Source organism: Nitrospirota bacterium, assembly GCA_016194305.1.
Lineage (GTDB): Bacteria > Nitrospirota > Nitrospiria > JACQBW01 > JACQBW01 > JACQBW01.
The window spans coordinates 24,668-49,050 of the sequence record JACQBW010000020.1 but is presented as its reverse complement, the minus strand read 5'-3'; the positions used below and the strand labels follow the sequence as shown (position 1 = coordinate 49,050).

Below are 24,383 nucleotides of genomic sequence, written 5' to 3'. Positions count from 1 at the left end.
TGGTGTGTCAGTTGTCGTGCCAACGGCAGCGCTGAGTAGCCATGTCGGGAAAGGATAACCGCTGAAAGCATCTAAGCGGGAAACCTACCCTAAGATAAGATATCCCGTGGCATAAGCCACCTAAAGGCCCCTTGTAGACTACAAGGTTGATAGGCTGGGTGTGTAAGGGCTGTGAGGCCTTAAGCTAACCAGTACTAATTGGCCGTGCGGCTTGACCATATAATTTATCTCGAGCTAATCAGGTTTAACAAATTTCTAAGGGTTTTTAATTTTGTCTTTCAGTTACTGATTTAGGAGAAGGCATTAGTGACAAGGCGACAACGCAGTCAATGATGCCTAATCGTAAATCAGTAAGAGTTTTCGGTGACATTGCCGGAGAGGCCACACCCGTTCCCATCCCGAACACGGAAGTTAAGCTCTTCAGGGCCGATGATACTGCACCCGCGAGGGTGTGGGAAAGTAGGACGTTGCCGGATTTAATTAAAAGCCTGTCGAGATTTCGACAGGCTTTTTTTATCCCTCATGATGTATACAACCATTCAAAAGCGTTTAAAAACCTATATCAAGCGAAGAGGATTCGATCCTCTTTTAAAACCGGCATCCGTACTTCTCCCCCTTTATGAAAAAGAAGGAGAACACTTTCTGCTTTTCACCCGACGAACTGATAAGGTAGAACATCATAAAGGACAGATTTCATTTCCCGGTGGCATGCGGGATCCGGAAGACCCGGATGCTGTTTCGACGGCGATTCGGGAGACATGGGAAGAGGTGGGAATAGAGCCGGATTCCATTGAGATTTTGGGAGAGCTGGATGACCATGTCACCGTCAGCGGGTTTAATGTGACCCCTTTTGTGGGTTGGCTCCGCTATCCTTTTTTGACTCGAATTTGCGTAGACGAGTTAGACGAAATTTTTTCAGTTCCGCTTGCCTTTTTTCTGGATGCAAAAAATTGCCGGCAGGAATTCATGATCGATTCGGATGGGAAGAAAAGGGAATTTTACCTGTTTGAATTTGAACAATATCGTATTTGGGGGGCCACTGCCGCCATCACCCACAATTTAATTCAGATTCTAAGGGAATAGGAGGGAATGGGGATTGAATATAATGGGGAATCCTTCATCCTTCAGGACTCCCCATTATAGACGGAAATATACCCAGAAGCGTTTACGGGCCGGTTAACCCGCTCACGACGACCTCATCGTAAGACTTCTGAGGACGGTGTTCTGATTGGGATTGGTCAGACGCTCACCCGTCAAAAGAAACGTTCGAAGCGTGAGCGCTAACGCTCAGCCACCTCACTGGTCGAATTTTTACTCTGCATTGGACCACCTCCTTCCTAGTGTCCTTAAATGTTATCGAACCAATTTAAATTGCGCAAGAAAAAATCACTTTTTAGAATTGACGGTTCATCAATCTCCTCGTATACTACGATCCGGAGCCAGACCGGTAAAGTGAGTTATTATCCATATCCAGCTAAATGGAGTGAGACCATGTCCAAATTTATTCATTGTTTATTCATCATGATAACAGGCATAGCATTGTCCGCTTCACTTGCATTTTCTGAGGAAGGGGTCACGGACAAGGAGATTCTGATTGGCATGTCCAATGCACTAAATGGTCCCGCGATGGCGCTGGGTTCCGGAATTAAAACCGGGAGCTCGATCTATTTCAATAAAGTGAATCTCGCCGGTGGAATCCGCGGGCGACGAATTAAATTGGTGAGTTATGATGATGGCTATGAGCCTGAAAAGGCGGTCGTAAATACAAAGAAATTGATTGAAGAGGATAAAGTTTTCGCCCTATTTGGATTTGTCGGAACGCCAACCTCTTCGGCCGTCATGCCGATTTTTTCAAAGGCGGGCGTGCCCTATATTGCTCCCTTTACCGGTGCGGAAATCCTTCGCAATCCGGTGAATAAATTCCTCTTTAACGTGCGCGCAAGTTATTTTGATGAGACGGAGACCATGGTGGAACATTTGACCAAGGATCTTGGAATCAAGAAGATAGGCGTATTTGTCCAGGCGGATTCGTTCGGTGACGCTGGTCGGGCCGGAGTCATGCGGGCTTTGAAGAGAAGAGATCTTGTCTTGACCGGGGACGGAAAATATACCCGGAATACCATTGAAATCGGTGAGGGACTGGAAGCATTGAAGAAAGCCAATCCGGAAGCCGTGATTATGGTAGGAACCTATAAACCATGTGCCGAATTTATCAAAAAGGCGAAAAGTCAGGGATTTAGACCGAAGTTCCTGAACATCTCATTTGTGGGTACCTATGCGTTAATTCAGGAATTGGGAAGCGACGGAGACGGAGTCATTGTGACCCAGGTGGTTCCCAATCCGATCGATAGCACTCTCCCCGTTGTGAAACAATATAAGGAAGATATGAACGTCGCCGGGAGAGGTTCACTTGATTTTACAAGTCTCGAAGGTTATATCGATGCTGTGGTCCTCACGGAAGCGATTAAGAAAAGCGAATCGCTCACCCGATCGTCGTTTCTTTCAACTCTGGAAGGGCTCAATGTAAATATCGGAGGACTCCAGGTTTCGTTCAGCCCTTCCAACCACCAAGCGTTAAAAGAGGTGTTTTTGACCAAAATTGAAAAAGGGAAAGCGATTTCAGTTTCCAAACTTGAATAGGCGCTCAAAATAAATGAATATTTCAGAAATTGAAAAGATTGAACTCCATCAGCACGTCGATGGTTCGATTCCGGTGGAAATAACCTGGGAGCTCATGAAAAAACATAAGCTCAATCCGGTTGAAACGATTGAGGAGATGGCAAAACTCCTGACGCTTCAGGAAGAGGAAAAGGGTTCCCTTCTTCGCTATCTGGATAAATTCCATTATCCGCAATGGATTACGCAGTTCTACGATAATATCAGCCGGGTAGTCGAGTCCATTATTGAAAAAGCGAACCAGAATAAAGTTAAGTTGATCGAATTGAGATATTCTCCTATCATTCATACCTATGCGGGACTTACTATCCGACAATCCATCAGTTCCGTATTGACGGGAATCAATCGTGCGAAAGACAAATTTGGTGTGGATGCCGGTTTAATCATCATTGCGATGCGGCACCAGGGGCCCCACATCGCAAAAATACTGGCACGACAGGCAATTGCCGAAGCCCAGCATCTTCACGATAGGACCGGTGTAATTGGATTCGACATCGCCGGAGCTGAAAGGGGAAATCCGCCAAAGCTTTTTAAGGAGGCATTCCAGATTGCGAGGTTGGGAGGCCTTGGATTGACAGCCCACGCGGGAGAAGACGAGGGACCCGAATTTATCTGGCAATCGATCGACGATCTTGGGGCCACCCGGATAGGACACGGATGTTCGGCAGTTACGGATAAAGTACTTCTCAAGAGGTTAGCGGCTGACAAAATTCTCGTAGAATGCTGTTGGACCTCGAATTATCAGACCGGGGCTGTAAAGGCAGGGCAGGAACATCCCATTTTTACATTTCTGGATTATGGCGTTCCCATCGGGATTTGTACGGACAATACGACCGTGTCAGGGACATCCCAGAACCAGGAGAACGAAAAATTGACCGGGCGACTCACGACACAAAAAATTGCTGAAATTCACGAGGAATCCAGGAAATACTCTTTCATCAAAAAAAACCAAAATCAAGGTGGTCATATCCATGTCTGAAAGGGAGCTCTTGATTGTTTCGACGGAAGCGATTCTCCCTTCACATTCCTTCAAGTTCACATTTGATTTGAATGAAAAAAAGTGCGAAGGGTTCGTGATAAATGAAAAAGGTCACTATTATGGTTATATCAATCGGTGCCGCCATATGGGAATTACGCTGGATTGGGACACCAATGAATTCTATACCCCGGGGAAAAGTGAATTGATCTGCAAGACGCATGGCGCGACATATCAACCAGAAACAGGCGAATGTACCGGAGGTCCCTGCAAAGGCAAATCTCTTTTTCCTCTTCCCTTGTCGATTCGGTCAAATTCGATCTACCTTGATTTGGCAACGGCAACAGAACTTTACGCGGATTGATTGGTTTGAAAATGAATCATTTAGAACGGCTCCCTCTTCCTTCCTGGTTTAAAATCAAATTGGAAAGCGGACAAGAGTTCCAGCGGATGAAAACACTGCTCAATCAGTATGATCTCCATACTGTATGCGAAGAAGCTCGCTGTCCCAATCTTTGGGAATGCTGGGGCAGGGGAACGGCTACCTTTATGATACTGGGAGACGTCTGTACCCGAAGCTGTGGTTTCTGCGCGGTAACGACCGGGAGGCCTCAGAAGCTGGACTGGGACGAACCGCGCCGGGTGGGCGAAGCGGTCTCTGCGCTCGCCTTGAATCATGTCGTGATCACTTCGGTTAATCGGGACGAACTGGAAGACGGGGGAGCGGAGGTCTTTGCCAGAACCGTTGAAGAAGTCAGAGCAAAAAGTCCTCAATCCACGATTGAAGTTCTCATTCCGGATTTTCAGGGTTCAGACACCGCGCTTTCAAGAATTTTTGATGCCCGGCCCGATATTCTAAACCATAACCTGGAGACAGTTCCTCGGTTGTACGCATGGGTTAGACCTCAGGCGAAATATTGTCGCTCCATTCAACTTTTGCGGCAATCCAGGAAGAAAGACCTCCTGACCAAGACGGGAATCATGATTGGGCTGGGCGAAACCGAAGATGAAATCAAGCGTGTGATGGAAGATCTGGTTGCCCTGAAATGCGATATTTTGACAATAGGCCAATATCTTCAGCCGACTCGAAATCATTTGGTTGTTAAACGTTATTATCTTCCGGATGAGTTTGTCCAGTTGAAAAAAATGGGAGAAGAACTCGGCATCCCTCACGTTGAATCCGGTCCCTTGGTTCGAAGTTCATACCATGCAGACGAACAAGCCAAAAGGGTATAGTTAAAATGAAGGAGAATCCGATCCGGTTTCAACCTACACCCAATCCGAATAGCATGAAATTTGTTTTCAGCAAGCAGGTTGTTCAAAGCGGGATGGAGATTTTTAATAGCAAGGAGGAGGCGGAGAAATCAGAGATCGCCGCAAGGCTTTTTGAAATTGACGGACTGGTCGGCGTATTCATGATGGAGAATTTCGTCTCGGTAAATAAGATGCCTGGAGGAAACTGGGGCGTTATCGTTCCCAAAGTGATGGACATTTTAAAATCGTTATAGAATTTCAAATAATTTATTCCTGGATGACGCGCCTCTCAGGAGACTGATCTGTTTCCTGGGCACCTTAAAATGGTTTGACAACAGTTCAATAAGAGCTGAATTCGCCTTACCGTCTTGTGGGGGCGCTTTGACCGAAGCGGAAAATTCAGTTTGCGACAATTCTACCAATTTATCTGACTTAGCGTTCGGTTTTACTTTGACAGTCACCTTCATATTTAATACGATAGCAAAAAGATTTTAAATGCGCTATCCGAGATTTAACCTCAAAAAGAAGGAGTAACCTGATATGCCCGCGTCCGAATCAGAATTTAAAGGAAATCCGATGATCGTCCTGAGTCAGGGACCTGACGATAAATTTCCATTTCAATTTGGAGTTAAAAAGGCCAAATTGATTTTGGATCATCTCGAAGATATCAGGAAGTTTGTGGAAAAGAATAATACTCCAAAAGGATAGGAGAGGCTCAATGCCGCTGAACACAAAAAAGTGTGTTCCCTGCCGGGGAGGGATTCCACCTTTGAAACAAGAAGAAGCGGAAAAACTCCTGCTTGAAATACCGGACTGGGTTCTCAAAAAGGAACCCGATCGGATTGAGAGAAAGTTTTATTTCAGTGATTTTGCGTCTGCTCTCCGGTTTGTCAGTCAAGTGGGTGAACTTGCTGAAGCCGAGGGACATCATCCTGATTTGACTCTGGGTTGGGGATACAGCGTGGTTACTTTTTATACACACAAGATCAAAGGACTTCATGAAAATGATTTTATTATGGCTGCTAAAGTAAATCTGATCCGGGAAACAAAATCGAATTGATATAGAGGGAAATAGGTCGGGTGAGGGGTTGAAGCCATTTGTTATAATTTGGGCCGTTGTTTTTCTATCGGGATGTTCGAGTATCAATTATAGTCAGTTAAGCCCGGATTCGAAACATTTTCACCCCAGAACCATCGCTGTTCTGCCGGCAACTATCGGTGAACACGAGTCCTCCCGGGAGGTCGTTGAGAATGCGGTTTCGAGTAAGCTGGTTAAAACGAAATGGTTTTCCAATGTGGTGGATGCCGGAAACGTTAAATCCCAGATGATCCAGTCGGGTGAACTTTCCGACAGTCTGGGGAAATATATCCAGCAACTCAACACGCTTGGCGTTTCTGATCCGAACCTGTCCGAAAAGCTTAGGGAAAGTTTAAGCGCGGAAGCTCTGTTTCTGACTTATGTCACCTCGTGGGGATACGGACGGCAGGACGGGAACAAAGTGGCCCGAGTGGGCTTGGGAGTTAAGCTGATCGACAGTTCCAAAGGGACAGTCATTTGGAAGGCAAATCACGAACTGATTGAAGAATATACGATTTTCAAACCAAAATTGGCGAATTTAACCGATGATTTGCTTACTTTGCTTTTTAAAGAAATGCCTCATTAATGAGGACAGGCTGTTGAAAATGCATCATTTGCATTGTTCTCGTCGCTCGGCAATCCTCATGTACTAACCCTGTACACTCCGGTTGCCTCACTCCAGCGGCTAGCGACCCTCAACTTGAAGGTTTGAATGAGGAAGTCCTCGGCAGGGGACAACTGAAGCCTTTTGAACAGCCTGAAATAACCAGATTTTATCTTAATACCATCTTCTGAGAAAGGGGTATTTAATAATGATTAAGATTAAACGAATAGGTGGTTTCATTATGTTTATTTTGGGGGTTTCGTTCCTATCGGCGCATTCCATCGACGCTAGGGAATGGAGTATCGTTGGGCCCAGGGCACTCGGAATGGGTGGAGCCAATGTGGCGGTCGCAAATGACGCCACAGCGGATTATTGGAATCCGGCGGCTTTTGGTTTTTTTAAAGATTCCGAAGGGGGAGATTACGGCAAGAGAAAGTGGAGTTGGGAGGTCAATGCCGGGGTTGGAGCCCAAATTCATGAAGATATGGGTTCGGAAATCAGCGCTATCGAAAAACATGATTTTGGTGCGTTACAGACGGCAATAAACGGAAATGCGACCCTTACGGCCAGTCAGGTCAGCGAATTTGTTGAGTTGGTTAACGAACTGAAAGTGTTTGGTGACAATCCGAATCGAGCTGTTACGGTCTTAAACGAAGGGGGATTAAGAATCCAGTTTGGACATTTCGGAATAGGTGGATACCAGTTCTGGGATTTGTCTGCAATTCCAAGTCTTGATCTGGCCAATATTTCTACCGGAACTTCCGGAAATTTTATGAGTCAATTCAATAGCGCTACAAACTCATTTTTTGCAACGTCGCCCTGTACGGGAGGTTATATTTCGAATCCTGCAGGTTTGATTAGTCAGATTCAAAATCTCGCAAACTGGAGTAGTACCCAGGCCACTAACTATGTGACTTCAGCCGATTGTGCCCTTACAGCAGCAGCAGCTGTTCCCGGCGCAAGTGTTCCATCTCCTAGCGCTGCTTCCGCTGATCTCTTGACCACGGCACAACTTGCGAATAATGCACCGTCGGGCGGGGCATTGGCCAATAATCGTTCGGCTCTCATTTTCAGAGGAATAATTGTTTCGGAGATTCCATTGACCTACGGAAGATCCATCACAACAGATTTTGCCGTTGGAGGTAATCTCAAATTTATGCAAGGGAAGGCGTACCAGGTTTCAGTTCCGGTATTTGATAAGAAATTTGGCGATCAATTAACTGCGGCAAAGGATAGTCCGAATAGTTACAAGGAGAGCCAGAATTTTGGCCTGGATTTGGGAATTTTATATCGATTCGGTGACAAACTTCGGTTTGGAATGGTCGGACGAAACCTGAATGGACCTTCATTCGCCATGCCCTCCCTGCCGTCCGGGGGACCCGACGATTCAATTCGGGAGCTTCCACAGGTTCGTACTGGCGTTGCTTATAAACCGCTCAGTTTTCTCATGTTAGCTGCGGATTTGGATCTTACTCGGAATGACTCGACAATTTCAGGAGGGGATTATAAGTATCAAAATCTCGCTGGAGGCCTAGAACTCAACGTACTTAAATTTCTGCAAATCCGCGGGGGTATTTATAAGAATCTTGCTGAGAGCGATATTGGACCGGTTTATACAGTGGGGTTGGGCTTCAATTTTTGGTTAATGAATCTTGATATTGGAGCGGCAATGGGGAGTAAGAGCAGTCAGATTGATTCGGACTCGGTGCCAAATGAGGCGAGAGGGGAATTTGCCCTCTCCATGCTTTTCTAAGAGCAGGTTGCTGAAAAAATTCAACTGTTTTGTTCTCGCTTTTCGGTCTCCTCTACGTACCGACAAAGGACGTCTGCGTCGTTCTCAAAGCTGCCGGTGCCACACGACCTTCCTTTTTAAAATTTCAAAATACCGAAGTCCCCGTTAGGGGGCATTTGTAAGTTTTTGAGCAACCTGACATAGAAATGTCAGAGAATAAAAGGAAAATAATTTCCCTTTTTGCCAGAATATTCGAGGTTTTTCTGCGGAATACGAATGAGTGAAATCTTCCCATGTTCATCTAGCTTTAAATTCCTTTATAATCAATAATTTAGAATTAAATTGCATCTGGCAAGGAAATTGCTATATATTAGGGTTGTTTACGACCGCGTTTGAACCTATTAGCAAAAGGAGTCCATTTTGGGAGAGTTTTTCCTATTGATCATGTCAGTCTGTGTGGTAATTACCCTTCATCAGCATCTGTAGAAAATAGAATTTCAAGGTTTAACTGTTAGACCCTTTTTGGCTCTTCAATCACATAACCTCGTTTCTTCCATCTCCATTCATTAGACCTACACCGAATTAAGAGCTAATTAATTTGACTTCGGATAAAAGACAAGCTTAAAATCAAAACTATATTTTCGCAAGGGGTGCCCCAGGCTGAGAGTCTTTCAATGATGAAAGGACAACCCTTTGAACCTGCTCTGGATAATGCCAGCGAAGGGAAGCGGTTAATAATATTCAAATGAAACCGTGTCCCTGAAAAGTTGACTCGGTTTTTTTTTGTCTTCATGGATGACCCGTTTCATGACAGAAGCAGGGAATCATTTTATTTGAAAGGAAAGGCAAATGAGAAAAGTTTATATTAAAGGTTCGATGAATGGGGTTGAAGTCCCCATGCGTGAAATCCCGCTGACCGGAGGTCGTACGCCTTTACTAGTTTATGATACGGCCGGTCCCTATACCGACCCGAAAGTGAAAGTGGATATCCGGCGGGGATTAGAACCCCTTCGCTCAGGATGGATTTTAAGCCGAAAGGATGTCGAAGTTCTTCACAACTCTTCTTCGGAATATGGACGGAAAAGAGCCGAAGATCCCAAACTGTCTGAACTTCGGTACCAACATATTCGCAAGCCGTTGAAGGCAAAGACGGGGAGAAATGTGACCCAGATGTATTATGCCCGAAGAGGAATGATCACGCCTGAGATGGAATTTATTGCGATTCGTGAAAATCAGATGATGGAAGAAGCAGAACAGAACGGGAAAGGGATACTCCAACATCCCGGCGAATCGTTCGGCGCGTCAATTCCTTCCCGTATTACACCTGAATTCGTCCGGGATGAAGTCGCCCGTGGAAGGGCGATCATTCCAGCTAATATCAATCATCCCGAGCTTGAACCGATGATCATTGGAAGAAATTTCCTGGTCAAAATCAATGCTAATATCGGTAATTCAGCGGTGGCTTCCACCATTGAAGAAGAGGTCGAGAAAATGATTTGGGCGATTCGCTGGGGCTCAGATACGGTCATGGACCTTTCAACCGGAAAAAACATTCATGAAACTCGGGAATGGATCATCCGGAACGCGCCGGTACCCATCGGAACCGTCCCGATTTACCAGTCTCTTGAGAAGGTGAACGGAAAAGCGGAAGAGCTGACCTGGGAACTTTACCGAGATACTCTGATCGAACAAGCCGAGCAGGGCGTGGATTATTTTACGATACATGCGGGGGTTTTGTTGCGTTACGTTCCGATGACAGCGAATCGTAAAACAGGAATAGTTTCCAGAGGGGGAGCCATTATGGCCAAATGGTGCCTGGCGCATCATCAGGAAAATTTCCTCTATACTCACTTTGAGGAAATTTGTGAAATCATGAAAGCGTACGACATTTCATTTAGTCTTGGGGATGGACTCCGTCCTGGGTCACTGGCCGACGCCAACGACCCGGCTCAGTTTGGAGAATTGGAAACGCTGGGGGAGCTAACAAAAATAGCCTGGAAAAATGACGTTCAGACGATGATTGAAGGGCCGGGCCATGTGCCGATGCATCTGATAAAAGTCAATATGGAAAAACAGCTCAAGGAGTGCCATGAAGCCCCATTCTACACTCTGGGACCGCTTACGACAGATATTGCGCCCGGATATGACCATATTACATCTGGAATTGGCGCAGCGATGATCGGATGGTACGGATGTGCCATGCTCTGTTATGTGACACCGAAAGAACATCTTGGACTTCCCACAAAGGAAGATGTCAAGACTGGCGTCATTACTTATAAAATCGCCGCCCATGCGGCTGATCTGGCGAAAGGACATCCGGGCGCCCAGAACAGGGATAATGCTCTTTCCGATGCGCGTTTTGAATTTAGATGGGAAGATCAGTTTAATCTTTCGCTCGATCCTGAAACGGCCAGGTCGTTTCACGATCAGACACTGCCCACTGAAAACGCAAAGGTGGCCCACTTCTGTTCAATGTGCGGACCTCATTTCTGCTCGATGAAGATCACTGAAGATGTCCGGCAGTACGCTGTGCAGAAAGAACTGGAAGAAAAGGAGGCACTTGTTTTGGGAATGAAAGAGAAAGCGGAAGAGTTTAAATCAACGGGGTCGGAGATTTATCTGTAAGGCGTGAAGCGTCAGGGTGAAGGATTTTACACTCTAACCCTTCCCGCCTTTGCCCTTCCTGACCTCCATAAAATGGGTCACTGTGACGATGGTATGAATCCCCCCCCTGACATAAAAATCTCCGGTCACTTTCATCTGCCGGGGGTTTAGGGATTGAACGAGATCATCCATTATCTTGTTTGTGACAGCTTCGTGAAAGGCCCCTTCATTTCGGTAGGACCACAAATATAGTTTCAACGATTTCAATTCAACACAGAGTTGATCCGGCACATAGTTGATTCTGATTGTCGCAAAATCAGGTTGACCAGTCCTCGGACAGAGACAGGTGAATTCCGGGCATTCAAATTGAATTTCATAGTCACGCTCTGGATTTGGATTCGAGAAGGTCTCCAGTTTTCCGATATTTTTCAACTCAACTCTCCTTAATGACTCTTTTGATTTAATTCAGAGATAATCCGCAATCCTTCCAAAGTTAGATTTGGATTGACCTGATCGATCGACCGGGTTTCCGGTGCGATAAGTCCCGCCAAACCGCCTGTTGCGATGACTTTTGCTTTTTCTCCGGTCTCTTTCTTTATTTTTTCGATTAATTTTTCAACGAGTCCGACATAACCGAGGATGATACCAGACTGCATACTCGTGATTGTATCTTTACCGATCACCTTCTCGGGTTTGACCAGTTCGATGCGGGGAAGTTTGGCTGCCCTCTGAAACAACGCTTCCGCAGAAATCTGGAGACCCGGCGCGATGACCCCTCCGCGGTATTCTCCTTTTTTGGAAATACTGCAAAAAGTGGTGGCAGTTCCGAAATCGACGATAATTAAAGGCCCGCCATAAAGTTGAAAACCGGCTACCGCATTGACCATTCGGTCGGCCCCTATTTCGCCGGGATTTTCATAACAAAAGGAGAGTCCGAGTTTAAGTTGATCTGTGACGACCATTGGATCTGTATGAAAATATTTTTCGGAAATCTCCTTAAAAACGGGGGTGAGAGGAGGGACCACAGATGAGAGGATCACTCGATCAATCTCATCGGGAAGGAACTTTTTCAACGAAAAGAGGTCTTCCATGAGTATCGCATATTCATCGACTGTCCGATAAGGTTGTGAGGAGATCCGCCACTCTCCCATCAGAAGTTTCTTCTGAAACAGTCCCAATACGATATTGGAATTGCCAATGTCAACAGTCAGAAGCATGAACAGGCACCCTATCTATATAAGTTTAATCTCAAATCGGGATTGGGACAATCTTCTCTCCGACGGCGCCGAAATTCATTCTCATCTTTAGCCAACTCCATGGATGTGGAATAGACGAATTTCGCCGAGTCCGCATTCAGATTATTCCAATCCCGTTTTGTCAATTTCAGCATTTCGTCACTTCCGGTTCAAGACGTCGGTTCTGAGTTGAACAACATCGCCTGTTAGAATGGTCGTCTTCGTTCCGTCTCGCTTTTCAAGAATCAGCCCGCCATGAGGATCGAGATTGATTGCCTTTCCTTTGATTGACTGATTCCCAAGCGTGACAGTCACCTCTTTTCCTATCGTATCAGAAAGCTGTATCCAATTTCCTGAAGTTTTTTCCGGGCCCGATTCGTAAAAATCCTGGAGCTGTTTCTCAAGCTCTTCGAGAAGGTGAACGAGAAGCGGTTCCCGATGGCAGGGATGCCCGAGTTCCTTCTTTAACGAAGTGGCGAATGGAGCGATTTCTTCCGGGAACCGGGTCATATTGACATTAAGTCCGACTCCCAGAACAAGATAATGAATCCGGTTACTTACGATATGAGTTTCGATTAGAATCCCTCCGAACTTTTTTTTACCTATGAGAAGATCGTTCGGCCACTTTATTTTTGCCGATAGTCCGGTGTAACCGGAAATTCCTTTTGCGAGAGCGACTCCCGCTACCAACGGAATCCAGCTTGCAGCCTGTGGCGAAGTGGGCGGTCGCAGTAAAATCGAAAAATAGAGATTGGAATTGACGGGGGAGATCCAGGTTCTTCCCATTCTTCCTTTTCCCTGGGTCTGTTTTTCCGTAACGACTGTTGTCCCGTTCTCAGCTCCTTTTGTTCCTAGGATAGAAGCCTGCACGTTGGTCGAATCGGTTGATTCAAAATAAATCAGTTCCTTTCCGATATATTGCGTGTGGAGAGACTGGAGGATCAGATCTATCTGTAGGCCTTTGTCTGTATCGGGCTGAGTCATTGGAATCACTCCTTTTTCTTCACTGCGAATGCCAACATGTTTTCTGAAAGAAGACTCGGCGAAATTCGTCTATTCCACATCCATGGAGTTGGCTAAAGATGAGAATGAATTTCGGCGCCGTCGGAGAGAAGAATGCATGTTGGCATGAGGGCAGACTAGACACGTTTGATATCCATACTGATATCGATTGCTCTCGCCGAATGGGTAAGCGCGCCGATCGAAATAAAATCAACACCCGTTTCAGCAATCTCCCGGACATTGAACAGATTAATTCCTCCGGAGGCTTCGATGAAGGCACTTCCGTTAATGAGCTTGACCGCTTTTCTGATCTCCGGAGGTTTCATGTTATCGAGGAGAATGATGTCAACGCCTGCCGCCAGGGCAAGTTTGACCTCCTTCAAGTTCTTAACTTCAATTTCGAGAGGAGCATAGGAATGGGAGGCGGACCGGATTGACTTTAATACGGACTTCAACCCTCGAGCCAGGGCGATATGATTGTCTTTGATCAGGATAGCATCGCCAAGATGAAAACGGTGGTTTTTCCCTCCTCCCTGGGCAACTGCGTAGCGCTCCAGGATCCGAAGCCCCGGAGTTGTTTTCCGGGTATCCAGGATGCGAGCAGGAGTTCCCTTGACGAGATTGACATATTGGGTTGTGAGCGTGGCGATGCCGGAGAGCCTCTGCAGAAAATTGAGTGCGACGCGTTCTCCTTTTAACAGGGAACGTCCGTCCCCGAGGAGGGTAATCATCTTCTCTCCTTTTTTTATTTTCATCCCATCTTTTTTGTGAAGATTTACCGCGACCTCCGGATCCAGAATGGAAAAAAGTTCTTTGACAACGCTCCCTCCTGCCAGGACCATCTCTTCTTTTGGAAAGATGATTCCCTTTGCCTTAACCTTGAAAGGAAAAAGAGCCTGGGTTGTAATATCTCCCCACCCGAGATCCTCTTGTAAAGCCGCCTTGAGGATTTCCTGAATTTGTAAGGAATGAAGGATCATGGTTCAAATCACGAGAAGGTCTTAAGTTTTTCGACTTCTTTGGAAAGAAGTTCGACTTTTGATTCCAGTTCTTTTTTCCTTGATTCTTCCGCTTTGACGACGGTTTCAGGGGCATTTTTGACAAAATTTGGGTTTTCAAATTTTTTTAAAATGAGAGAAAGATCTGTGTTGATTTTTTCGATCTGTTTTTTCAGGCGTTTAATCTCATCTTTAGGATCCGAAATGTTTGTCAAATCAACGTAAAGTCTAAAGGAGTCGGCGGCATAGGTGGCACAATAAGATGGTTTGGATGTTTCGGACGAGGTGATGCTAAATTCGGATAGCTTGCAAAGCTTGACGATATAAGTCGTTTGGCTTTGAAGGCCCTTCTCTAAATGAGCAATCGACTCCTCGTTGAGGACAAGCAAGGCTTTTAATTCTTTTGAAGATGGAATATTGTTTTCTCCCCGGATGCTTCTAATTCCTTTTATGATCTCCTTGAGAATATCCATAAAAATCAAAGTATTCTCCCGAACACGGATTTTATCAGATGCCTTGGTCTCATCAAATACGTTGATTTTATGAGATGACGGATATTGCGGGTAAGGATAAGTTAAGAGACTCTTCTTTTCAGCCGAGAAATCTTCCCAGAGAGCTTCGGAAATGAACGGCATGAAAGGATGGATTAAAATAAGAATTTCCTTGAAGGTAAAGATCATGGTGTGACGAGTCGATCCCGCACCCTCTTCCCAGAGGAGTGGTTTCACGAATTCAAGATACCAATCACAGAAGTCATGCCAGATAAAATGATAGAGTAGATGCGCGGCTTCGTCAAAACGGAACTGTTCGAGCGATAAATTCACCTGATGAATCGTTTGATTGAGCTTTAACAGGATCCACTCATCCGGCAAAGTATCCGGATTAGGCGGATGAATAGGGATGATTGTTCCTGCTTTCAAATTCATCTGTATAAATCGGGCAGCGTTCCAGATCTTGTTGCAGAAATTCCGGTAACCTGCGATTCGTTCTTCATCCAGAAGAATGTCCCTTCCGGGGGCCGCCATGGCCGCAAGCGTAAAGCGGAAAGCATCCGTTCCATACCGATCAATGATATCAAGGGGATCGACGACATTACCCTTCGACTTACTCATCTTTTGTCCTTCCGCGTCACGAACGAGCGCATGAATATAGACCTGTTTAAAAGGAACACGATCCATGAATTTGATTCCCATCATAATCATGCGAGCGACCCAAAAGAAAATGATATCAAAAGCGGTTACCAGGACGGAAGTCGGGTAATAAACTTCGAGTTCCTTTGTCTGTTCAGGCCAGCCCAAGGTAGAAAAAGGCCAAAGTGCCGATGAAAACCAGGTATCCAGTACATCCGGTTCTTGAATAAAGTCTTTCTGTTTACACTTTTCACAAGTTAACGGAATCTTGACGCTGACCACGGCTCTCAGAGACCGGTAGTGAAACGGAGAGCCATTTTTTAATTCGGGATGGCAGGTCAGACAGTACCAGACCGGAATCCGGTGTCCCCACCAGAGTTGCCGCGAAATGCACCAATCCTTAATATTTTCCATCCATGAAAAGTAGGTATTTTCCCAACTCCTGGGTATAAATTCTATATTTCCGGAACGAACCGCTTCGATTGCGGGAGCAGCAAGGGGATTTATTTTAACGAACCATTGATTGGAAAGATATGGTTCCACAGTAGTCTGGCATCGGTAACATTTTCCAACAGAATGAAGATGTTTCTTCACTTCGACGAGAGCTCCGGATTCTGTTAATTGGGCAGTGATCTTTTTTCTTGCAGCCGGGATGGTTAATCCCGCAAAGGGACCGGTTCTCTCAGACGACATCAGTTTACCATCGGAAGTAAAAATATTTTCAATCGGTAGATGATGTCTTATGCCCATTTCATAGTCGTTAAAATCATGGCCCGGGGTTACTTTAACTGCTCCGGAACCGAACTCTCTCTCAACAGAAGGATCGCCAATGACCGGAATCTTGATTCCGGTGAACGGAAGAACAAGGGCCTTTCCAATATAAGATTGAAAGCGAGGATCTTCCGGATGGACGGCCACCGCCGTGTCCCCTAAGAGCGTTTCAGGCCGCGTGGTGGCGATAGTCACGTGTTTTTTGGGATCGTCAGCCAGGGGGTACTGAATGTAATAAAGTGTCCCTTCACTCTCCTGGTGCACGACTTCAACATCCGAAAGAGCGGTCTGGCAACGGACACACCAGTTGATCAGGCGCTCACTTCGGTAGATCAGCTCCTCCTGATAAAGCCGGACAAAGACCTCTTCCACTGCCCGTGACAGGCCCTCATCCATGGTGAATCGCTCTCGTTCCCAGTCACAGGAACATCCGAGCCTTTTCAACTGCCGGATAATCGTTCCGCCGGAATGTTCCTTCCATTCCCAGACTTTCCGGATAAACGCTTCTCGTCCGATGTCTTCTTTTCGTTTTTTTTCGTTTTTGAGCTGCTTTTCAACAACATTTTGAGTGGCGATACCGGCATGATCGGTTCCTGGCACCCAGAGGACATTTTTCCCCTTCATTCGGTTCCAACGGGCGAGGATATCTTGCAGGGTGTTATTGAGGGCATGTCCCATATGAAGAACTCCGGTAATGTTTGGAGGAGGTATGACCATTGAGAAAGGAGGAGTGGGGGAGTCCGCATCGGCATGGAATAGTCGTTCATCAAGCCATTTTTGAAATTGTCTCGGTTCATTTAGCTTGAAATCGTAGGTTTTTGAAATTTCTTTCGACATAAGAAAAAAATAGTAACAGAATGGCGTTGTCTCTGTAAAGAAAGGAATCGGAAACGGGGCTTTTTGATTTGGACCATTGATTTTAGATGATAACTTACCTATGCTTTCTTGAACGATGAGATGGATCATCATTAGAACGAATGGGAGAAGCTATGTATAAAGGAAAGGCGGGGGAGACGGTTAAGCAACTATTTGAGGCCATTAATGACTGGAACGTAGAAACAGCTCTCGCGCTGTACGATCCGGATGCAGTCATGGTCGTTGAAATTGGAAAACTGGCAGTAGGTAAGGAAGCAATACGGAATGCGCTTGAATCCTTTATAGCTCTAAAGCCGACATTGAAAAATATAAACCATGAAATGATTGAAGCTGGAGAAATTGCACTTTCTTGCTCGGAGTGGAAACTGTCGGGAACGGATTCCGATGGGAAGACGGTGGAAATGGGCGGAAAGTCATCCGACATCCTTCGCAGGAAATCTGACGGGACATGGCGGATCGTGGTGGACAATCCTTGGGGAGAGGAAATTATCCATTAAAACGATTTTCAATTCGGTGCTATCCCCGTGCTCACTCTTAAAAAGTTTTCAACGGGTGGAAAATGGTTCCACCGACCATTTATCAAACAGCGATTTAACGGGGGATTCCGTTATTTCCATTTCAGGATCTCTGCATTAAAAAAAGCGTAAAATCGGATATTGACGGAATGTTTCTTTTTGCTATCCTTTAAGGTAAGACGACTATTTAAACTTGAATGATAAGCAGGAAGTTTCATTGGATGAAAAATTAAAAACGGATTCTGCGCTTGACCTTCGTTACCTTGTCAATGTCTTAATCGAACTTCAGTTGACCATCCGAAAGCTTCTACTTTATTCCCTGACGCACACCTCTGTTCCCGCTCTTTTGGAAAACCTTGAAAGACATTTTAATATTCTGTTTGAATTTTTAGATGAAATGACATTGGGAGTAACCCGGAATGAGTTTATATACAAAGGGAGTCCGATTTCCACTTCGAACCCTGTTATCCGTCAATTGGCAAATAGAATGAATCAGTTCGAACTTGCATCCATCACTTTTATCAAAGGACTGACAAAGAATGATATCTTCCATTTTCTAAAGTTTATTATTGAAAGTGGCAAGACTTCCCCTGGCAGGAGGGAAGATTCGGTTTCCAGACTTCATCAGGATACTCAACTGATCAAGGTTTCTTTAATCCGGTTCAAAGAGGTCCTGAAGAATTCTCAGGAAACCGATCCATCAGTTCAGCAAAGTGACAGGCGAGATGGAAAAGGAATATGGAGAGACCTCGTGACGAATCTCATGAATGATTCAATTGGAAAAGAACAGCAGAGCCAACCTTTCGAAGCTGAGGAAAACGCTAATCCGGGTGACCTGGCAGAGTTGATCAATCATCTCTGCAAATCGGGCGATAAAGACGCAAAAAGCTACGAACGGACTATTGTAAAATATCTCAACAATCAGGAAGACAAACAAAATCTCACTTCGGACGAACGGATTCAATTTAATCGTGAACTCTCTACTCTTTTGAACCGGCTGGAACCGGAAGTCAGACAACAGATATTCCGCATTTCACTGGAAGAGACAGAAAAAGAGAAAGGCCCGCTGGAAGAAGTATTACCTTTTCTTTCGGAGCCGATGTTATTGGAAGTATTTAATCAAATTCACCTTTCAAATCAGAATATTTCAGCTCCTATGGTAAGCCTCCTTAACAAATTTACTGAACTTTCGGCAAACAATCCCCGTCTTGAAGACATTCTTGATTCCAAATTGGGCATTGAAAAAAATATCTTTCGCGAACTTCTGACCAATAAGGCCGATCGGGTCTATTATCCCGCGACGTATCGATCTCAGCTTGATCAGGAGCTGGTTCAAGCGATAGAAGATACCCGAGTCCTTCCCGGAACGGAAGTCGCCGCTGTTGAAGCGGTTGCGGTAAATTACCATCTTGCCCTGATTGTTCTCGAGCTTCTCGAAGGTCCTGTAGGAATACAATCGGAGTATGGAGGCCTGATTGATCTTATGGATCAGCTCCTGAAAGATGGTCTTGGCGATAAAACTTATGATGTGATGCAGGATTGTCTTCTCCTTATTTTCGACAAACTCAAATCGGCCAATTCGTCGGAAAACGCATTTTTCGAGCAAAAGATCAAAAATTTTGTCAGTTCGGAATTTCTTGCCTCATTGCTTCAAAATCTTCGTGCGAATAGCAATGAAAGGCTCGTGAGGCTTTTTGGATATATCAAAGAAATTGCCGGAACAGATCTTATCCGGATCCTTTTAGATCAACTCGAAACAGAAGAAAATATGTCCGTACGCAAGTATTTATTGCAACAGATTATCCAGTGTGGAAAGCCTGTGATTCCCCAGGCTGTTCAGAGATTAAAGAGTCCCAAGTGGTTTGTCGTGAGAAACATGCTCGTCCTGCTGAAAGATCTTAAAGCAAAAGAGGTTTTGCCTGAAATTCAGCGGTATTTTATTGAAGCTAAATCTTCCAAGGTGAAATTGGCGGCTCTTCAGACCCTCGAAGCGATCGGGAAAGGAAGCGATTTTTTTTATAAAAGCATTTCAATGGCCTTGCACGATCAAGATTCGGGGACAGTGCGCCAGGCGATTAGCATGATTCTTTCAAGCAAGGACTCCCAGGCGATGGAAATTCTAAAAGGAGTATTGCAAAATTTACACCAAAAAAAGGACGCCCTGATTATTTTGCAAATGGTCAGGAAATCAAATGCTCCCGAACTCGTCCCGGTTCTTGAAAAACTCCGTCGGGGCCTGAGATTGCGGTTCTGGAAAGGAAGCCATATTCGGATATTGCTTAAGAGTGTCAATGAAACAATCCACGAGCTTTCAAGGAAAGGGCAAGACCGTGCCTGATATGGAATCTCAACATCCGGGCGACCGGAAGACTCCGGCAAACGCCGGCAATCTGTCCCACCTTGAAGAAATGAATCCAATTTCCCCAGAGGAATTGTTTCTCAGAGCTCTATCCAGACTCATTTCAGACCGGGATCTATATCCCCAGAAACATCCCCAGATCATTGCTGACGCTTCAGCACTAAAAACCAAGCTCTTTCCTCTATTTGAAAAGGATTCCGAGCGGGTATTTGTCTTTATTGAAGATCAAATATTTATTAATGATCGTATGTTGAGCAATGCCGGCAATATGCCGGACATACTGAAGATTTTTCGTGATCGAAAAATCGACGCTTTAATTCTGCGAAGGGGAGTTTCCTGGGAAGAGTTTGAAATATTTTTGAACAGTTTCCTCCTTTTAAAGGATGAGGGGGCTTCAAAGTCGGATTTCGCGTCCCCGAATATCGAGACCAAAGAATTAACCTCTGGGAAAGGGGCGATAGGAAAAGATCAGACGGAATCATCCTCCCTCATTCAGAATTGGAGCGCATCGGCTGAGAAGGTGAAAGGCGTTTTAAAAAAAGAGCGATTCCGTGATGAAGCAAGGATGGTCCAGGATATTTATATGGATTGGAATACAGCCCAAAAGGCACTGGGCAATCTTGTCGTTAAAATCATGACTGTTTTGGAAAAGGGACTGTTTCAAAATCAAAAATCTTTTATACCGTTGGCAGATCTGAAAGCGTTTGATGAATACACATACGTCCACGCGATTAATCTTGCCATTTTGACGATGGCACAGGCCGAATCAATGAATTTTCCAAAGGACGTCGTCCATGCCTTTGGAATTGGAGCGCTTCTTCACGATGTAGGAAAAACTCAGGTGCCGCTTCACATCTTAAATAAACAAGGTCAATTAACTCCAGAAGAATTCGATGAGATCAAGAAACATCCGGTCCGTGGCGCATTTATATTGTTGAAGTATCCAGAAATTCCTAGGCTTGCTACCATCATCGCTTACGAACATCATCTGAAGTATGATGGCACGGGTTATCCCCTGATTACTCAGAAAAGGACCCCACATATTTCTAGCCGAATCGCGGCGATCTCAGATCAATTTGACGCACTGCGAAGCAACCGCTCCTACCGTGACGCCCTACCTCCGGAAAAAATTCTCGAAATTATGAATGAAAGCCGGGGTACGGGTCTGGATCCCGTCCTCCTGGACCATTTCATGTCTCTCCTGAAATCGAGAAAAGTCGTTTAAATCCTGTTTAATCGAACTGCTTCTGCAAGAAATCCAAAAGTCTATTCATAAAATTGAATGCTGGAGTGTGATTTAGTTTCTAGGAAACATAAATTGGCAACAGGGATTTCCTGATCTCCATGCGATGGGAGAAATCTGGATTGTTTCAAATCTGTTGTTTATGATAGATTGTTTCAGGTTTCACAGTGTGATCAGATACATGTTTCATTTTTACCTTACGAAAAGGAAGAAATCAGATGGAAAGTCCTGGAACGTTAGCCGCCCTGCATGTGTTAGGCATTTCCGCAATCATTTTGGCGATAGGAATACTCTCTTCTAAACTCGCTGGCTGGATTAAAGTGCCGGATGTAGTCGTCTTGCTCCTGGCCGGCGTTTTCGTCGGACCCCCCGGTTTAAATTGGGTGGATGTGCCAGTTGAAGGATCCATAAACCAGATTATCTTAATATTTGGAGCCTCGTATATCCTTTTTGAGGGAGGATCAAGTCTCTCCCTCAAGGTCATAAAAAAGGTCTGGCTTACCATCACACTATTGGCAATCCCGGGTGTTCTGATTACAGCGGCGGTAGCCGGGATAGCCGCTTACTGGATTATTGGAATGCCACTTGTACCTGCTTTTTTGCTGGCTGCAGTGATTGCTTCAACCGATCCCGCAACGCTTGTTCCTGTATTTAAGCAGATCAAAATCAAGGAACGTGTGGCTCAGACTGTAATAAGCGAATCCGCATTTAATGATGCCACTGGGGCAATTCTAACTTTTACAATTCTCGGTTTGGCGACAACTGGACAGGCTTCTCTTGGAAAAAGTCTCATAAATTTTTTCCAGATGGCAGGCGGAGGAATCCTGGCAGGCATGTTTTTTGGATTTGCGGCAGCTTTTGTGATTGCTCATACGCGATACCGATTTTTGATGGAATATGCGCCTTTGGTCACAGTTATCGCTGTCGTTAGCGCTTATCTGATTGCTGACAAGTTCGGAACAAGCGGCTTCATGGCAGTTTTTGTCGTCGGAATGATTATCGGAAATCTGGACGCTTATGTCATTGGCTCTATTTTGGGAAATCCTGAACCGCACCGGTTTAAAATGGATCAAGAACACGCACACCTCACCCACCATTTTATTGGCCTGGTCGCCACGATCAGTCGGATGTTTATATTCATTTTCCTGGGAACCCACGTCAACCTTTCCCTTCTTCAGAAGTATTTGTGGTCTGGTATTGCCGTGGTAACCATATTCATGCTGATTGCCAGGCCGCTGGCGGTTTTATGTTGTACATTGCCGGACCGCAAAGCGCAATGGCAATGGAGGGAAATTATCTTCATGTTCTGGACCCGGGAAACCGGAGTTATTCCGGCAGCTCTTTCAGGAATATTAATCGGTACCGGTGTGGCCTATGCAGATGTGATTGCCAGCATCACTTTTATGGCGGTTCTCTCCACAATCCTGATTCAGGCCAGTAGTACGAAATGGGTCGCTCGAAAGCTTGATTTACTGGAAGAATAATTCCCCAAAGGCCTGTTTATCGATATATTGATTTTACTAGGATAGGAAATGCCGATGTCCCAAATATTTCTTAGGTTTCGATGAAGGAGATGGGAGGAGAGGCGAGTTCGAGCCTAAATTGACTTTTGTACCATTTGAGCCATTTTTTTTCGTCGCCAGTGAGCAACGGGGCATCGATAAGCCTTTCGTCAAAAGGAGAAAACGTAAGAGGGGTGACCATCAGCCAGTCGTGAAATTTCGGATGATCAATAACGGTGCAAAGATTCTCAATCCGAACTCCGCCAAATTCTGGAATATAAATGCCCGGTTCGATTGAAAAGATCTGGCCTTTTTCGAGAATGTCTCCCTGGGTGCTGACTCGCGGGGGCGATTCATGGACATTAATTCCAACGCCATGTCCTGTGCCATGATTGTAATGATATCCAGCCTCCCACAGGGGTTTCCTGACCAGAGCGTCTAGCGCAACGCCAGAAGTACCTTTAGGAAATACCGCCCGCATCCCTGCTATCGCCCCTTTTAGAACAAGGGTAAAGATTCTTTTTTGTTCAAAGGTCGCCTTTTGTTTTGCAGGTCCCACAAGGAAAGTGCGGGTCAAGTCAGTCGCATATCCCCCTTCGTAATAAGCCCCCGTATCGAGCAGCACCATTTCTCCGTTTTGAATGACCCTGTTGGGATCGGGATTCGAGTAATGGATGACCGCAGCATTTGATCCGGCAGCGCTAATAATATGAAACGAAAGCGAGAAGGCTCCCGACCGTTTAAAGAGTTTTTCGACCCTGGCTGAAAAAAGTGCTTCGGTGACAGGTTCTCCCGTCGACACTTTCTTACAGAGCCAATTTTTGGCGTGATGAACGACCTGGTCCGCTCGCTGAAAGGAACGGAGCATGTGATGAAATTCTTCGGCCGTTTTATTGGCCTTCATCGGAACGATCGGCGAGGAAAATGTGGTATAAGGGATCGATCTGGATGCCAGTTGAAGTCTTATCGCTTCCGTCGTGGTTGCAGAGTCGAACCCGACCAATCCATTCTTCGAGGAAGCCATTAAAATATCCTCCCATCGATTCATTTCTATGAAAGTAATTTCCTTTAATTCAAGAGATTCCGCCCGTTTAGCCTTGGGCAGTGCAACGTAGCACCGATCGGGAGTAACCAGCGCGATACTCTTGAAAGTCGCCTGAAAAGGTATCTCATCGCCTCTGAGATTGGAAAGATAGGCAATCTCATCGAGCGCCTGGACGATCCAGAGATGGATTTTATTTTCCGACATGAACTCTCTGAGTCGAGCCAGCTTTTGTTCCGTATGACATCCGGACAGGGAGAAGTCGATTTTCCAGATCTTTCCAGCTCTTTCTTTCTCGGGTGTGCGAATCTCCTCCAAGGGGGAGGGGAGAAGAGGGATCCACTCTAATGAGATCTTTTCGGTTCCCATGTGAAATCGTTTCAAAGAATCCACGCTGAATTGATCAGGTGAATATCCGACCCGATGTTTTCCGGCAGAATATAATGCGATGAGTTTTTGCATGATCGCTTTTTCAAGGGACACTCCCAAAGGAACTTTTATGACTTCGTATAACTTGGGATCCACTTGCTGGTCCGCCTGAAGATAGTAACGCCCATCCACAAACAAAAATGCCTTTTCGAGAGTCAGCAGGATGTCACCTGTGCTTCCTGTGAACCCCGATAACCAAACGCGATGGCTTTCATTTTCAGGGACATATTCGCTCAGAAAGCGATCCGTCCCCCGAATGATGAGACCATCGATTTTCTTATCTTTGAGACGACTTCTTATGCCGGCGATTTTTTCGGAATATCGTAATGGCTGGATGGCATGGGATAGCATGAATTT

At 45.4% G+C, this 24,383-nt stretch carries 22 protein-coding genes, 2 rRNA genes and 1 riboswitch; of the genes, 17 read left to right on the top strand and 7 right to left on the bottom strand.

Annotated features, from left to right (window positions below; translation table 11 throughout):
• The 8 genes from HY200_07610 to HY200_07575 form a co-directional block, all read left to right on the top strand.
• Positions 1 to 223, top strand: a 23S ribosomal RNA gene (locus HY200_07610); the annotation flags it as partial.
• A gap of 136 nt (positions 224 to 359) precedes the next feature.
• Positions 360 to 476, top strand: a 5S ribosomal RNA gene (gene rrf, locus HY200_07605).
• A 46-nt stretch (positions 477 to 522) separates the two neighbouring features.
• A complete protein-coding gene (locus HY200_07600) occupies positions 523 to 1,083 on the top strand; it encodes a CoA pyrophosphatase (protein ID MBI3594809.1) in 561 nt (186 codons plus the stop codon).
• Between the two features lie 408 nt (positions 1,084 to 1,491).
• Entirely contained in the window at positions 1,492 to 2,640 is a 1,149-nt protein-coding gene (locus tag HY200_07595; GenBank protein ID MBI3594808.1) for an ABC transporter substrate-binding protein, read from the top strand.
• Between the two features lie 13 nt (positions 2,641 to 2,653).
• Positions 2,654 to 3,655, top strand: coding sequence for an adenosine deaminase (gene add, locus HY200_07590; protein MBI3594807.1), 1,002 nt, complete (start codon positions 2,654 to 2,656; stop codon positions 3,653 to 3,655).
• Entirely contained in the window at positions 3,648 to 4,016 is a 369-nt protein-coding gene (locus tag HY200_07585) for a Rieske (2Fe-2S) protein (protein ID MBI3594806.1), read from the top strand. The genes add and HY200_07585 overlap by 8 nt, the downstream gene beginning before the upstream one ends.
• Positions 4,017 to 4,027: 11 nt before the next feature.
• Entirely contained in the window at positions 4,028 to 4,888 is an 861-nt protein-coding gene (gene lipA / locus HY200_07580) for a lipoyl synthase (protein ID MBI3594805.1), read from the top strand.
• A 5-nt stretch (positions 4,889 to 4,893) separates the two neighbouring features.
• Complete coding sequence (locus HY200_07575) at positions 4,894 to 5,160, top strand: NifU N-terminal domain-containing protein (protein MBI3594804.1); 267 nt, start codon at positions 4,894 to 4,896, stop codon at positions 5,158 to 5,160.
• On the opposite strand, the gene HY200_07570 is transcribed toward HY200_07575, so the two are convergent.
• Complete coding sequence (locus HY200_07570; GenBank protein ID MBI3594803.1) at positions 5,155 to 5,373, bottom strand: DUF167 domain-containing protein; 219 nt, start codon at positions 5,371 to 5,373, stop codon at positions 5,155 to 5,157. The two genes, HY200_07575 and HY200_07570, sit on opposite strands and share 6 nt — an antisense overlap.
• Before the next feature lie 73 nt (positions 5,374 to 5,446).
• Here HY200_07570 and HY200_07565 point away from each other — a divergent pair, with 73 nt between their 5' ends.
• From HY200_07565 to thiC, 5 genes are all read left to right on the top strand, one after another.
• Positions 5,447 to 5,614 carry a hypothetical protein gene (locus HY200_07565; protein MBI3594802.1) on the top strand — a complete coding sequence of 56 codons (168 nt, stop codon included), beginning with the start codon at positions 5,447 to 5,449 and terminating at the stop codon, positions 5,612 to 5,614.
• A gap of 10 nt (positions 5,615 to 5,624) precedes the next feature.
• On the top strand, positions 5,625 to 5,966 hold the full coding sequence (locus HY200_07560; protein ID MBI3594801.1) for a 4a-hydroxytetrahydrobiopterin dehydratase: 342 nt from the start codon (positions 5,625 to 5,627) through the stop codon (positions 5,964 to 5,966).
• 28 nt (positions 5,967 to 5,994) lie between these two features.
• Positions 5,995 to 6,570, top strand: coding sequence for a hypothetical protein (locus HY200_07555; protein ID MBI3594800.1), 576 nt, complete (start codon positions 5,995 to 5,997; stop codon positions 6,568 to 6,570).
• Between the two features lie 226 nt (positions 6,571 to 6,796).
• Positions 6,797 to 8,341 carry a conjugal transfer protein TraF gene (traF, locus tag HY200_07550; protein ID MBI3594799.1) on the top strand — a complete coding sequence of 515 codons (1,545 nt, stop codon included), beginning with the start codon at positions 6,797 to 6,799 and terminating at the stop codon, positions 8,339 to 8,341.
• A gap of 615 nt (positions 8,342 to 8,956) precedes the next feature.
• A riboswitch (TPP riboswitch) is annotated at positions 8,957 to 9,063 on the top strand.
• Between the two features lie 106 nt (positions 9,064 to 9,169).
• A complete protein-coding gene (gene thiC / locus HY200_07545) occupies positions 9,170 to 10,945 on the top strand; it encodes a phosphomethylpyrimidine synthase ThiC (protein ID MBI3594798.1) in 1,776 nt (591 codons plus the stop codon).
• A gap of 33 nt (positions 10,946 to 10,978) precedes the next feature.
• Here thiC and queF read toward each other — a convergent pair whose 3' ends face one another.
• The 5 genes from queF to HY200_07520 form a co-directional block, all read right to left on the bottom strand.
• Positions 10,979 to 11,389, bottom strand: coding sequence for an NADPH-dependent 7-cyano-7-deazaguanine reductase QueF (gene queF / locus HY200_07540; GenBank protein MBI3594797.1), 411 nt, complete (start codon positions 11,387 to 11,389; stop codon positions 10,979 to 10,981).
• On the bottom strand, positions 11,368 to 12,141 hold the full coding sequence (locus HY200_07535; protein MBI3594796.1) for a type III pantothenate kinase: 774 nt from the start codon (positions 12,139 to 12,141) through the stop codon (positions 11,368 to 11,370). The genes queF and HY200_07535 overlap by 22 nt, the downstream gene beginning before the upstream one ends.
• Positions 12,142 to 12,318: 177 nt before the next feature.
• Positions 12,319 to 13,143: a biotin--[acetyl-CoA-carboxylase] ligase gene (locus tag HY200_07530; GenBank protein ID MBI3594795.1), complete on the bottom strand. Its 825-nt coding sequence runs from the start codon at positions 13,141 to 13,143 to the stop codon at positions 12,319 to 12,321.
• A 155-nt stretch (positions 13,144 to 13,298) separates the two neighbouring features.
• Positions 13,299 to 14,141 carry a carboxylating nicotinate-nucleotide diphosphorylase gene (nadC, locus tag HY200_07525; protein MBI3594794.1) on the bottom strand — a complete coding sequence of 281 codons (843 nt, stop codon included), beginning with the start codon at positions 14,139 to 14,141 and terminating at the stop codon, positions 13,299 to 13,301.
• 8 nt (positions 14,142 to 14,149) lie between these two features.
• Complete coding sequence (locus HY200_07520) at positions 14,150 to 16,897, bottom strand: valine--tRNA ligase (GenBank protein MBI3594793.1); 2,748 nt, start codon at positions 16,895 to 16,897, stop codon at positions 14,150 to 14,152.
• A 152-nt stretch (positions 16,898 to 17,049) separates the two neighbouring features.
• On the opposite strand from HY200_07520, the gene HY200_07515 reads away from it, so the two are divergent.
• The 4 genes from HY200_07515 (at position 17,050) to HY200_07500 (ending at position 22,537) form a co-directional block, all read left to right on the top strand.
• Complete coding sequence (locus HY200_07515; protein ID MBI3594792.1) at positions 17,050 to 17,433, top strand: DUF4440 domain-containing protein; 384 nt, start codon at positions 17,050 to 17,052, stop codon at positions 17,431 to 17,433.
• A 235-nt stretch (positions 17,434 to 17,668) separates the two neighbouring features.
• Positions 17,669 to 19,789: a HEAT repeat domain-containing protein gene (locus HY200_07510; GenBank protein MBI3594791.1), complete on the top strand. Its 2,121-nt coding sequence runs from the start codon at positions 17,669 to 17,671 to the stop codon at positions 19,787 to 19,789.
• Complete coding sequence (locus HY200_07505; protein ID MBI3594790.1) at positions 19,782 to 21,035, top strand: HD domain-containing protein; 1,254 nt, start codon at positions 19,782 to 19,784, stop codon at positions 21,033 to 21,035. The genes HY200_07510 and HY200_07505 overlap by 8 nt, the downstream gene beginning before the upstream one ends.
• Positions 21,036 to 21,271: 236 nt before the next feature.
• Complete coding sequence (locus HY200_07500; protein MBI3594789.1) at positions 21,272 to 22,537, top strand: sodium:proton antiporter; 1,266 nt, start codon at positions 21,272 to 21,274, stop codon at positions 22,535 to 22,537.
• A 70-nt stretch (positions 22,538 to 22,607) separates the two neighbouring features.
• Here HY200_07500 and HY200_07495 read toward each other — a convergent pair whose 3' ends face one another.
• Positions 22,608 to 24,377: a M24 family metallopeptidase gene (locus HY200_07495; protein ID MBI3594788.1), complete on the bottom strand. Its 1,770-nt coding sequence runs from the start codon at positions 24,375 to 24,377 to the stop codon at positions 22,608 to 22,610.
• Positions 24,378 to 24,383: the final 6 nt, after the last annotated feature.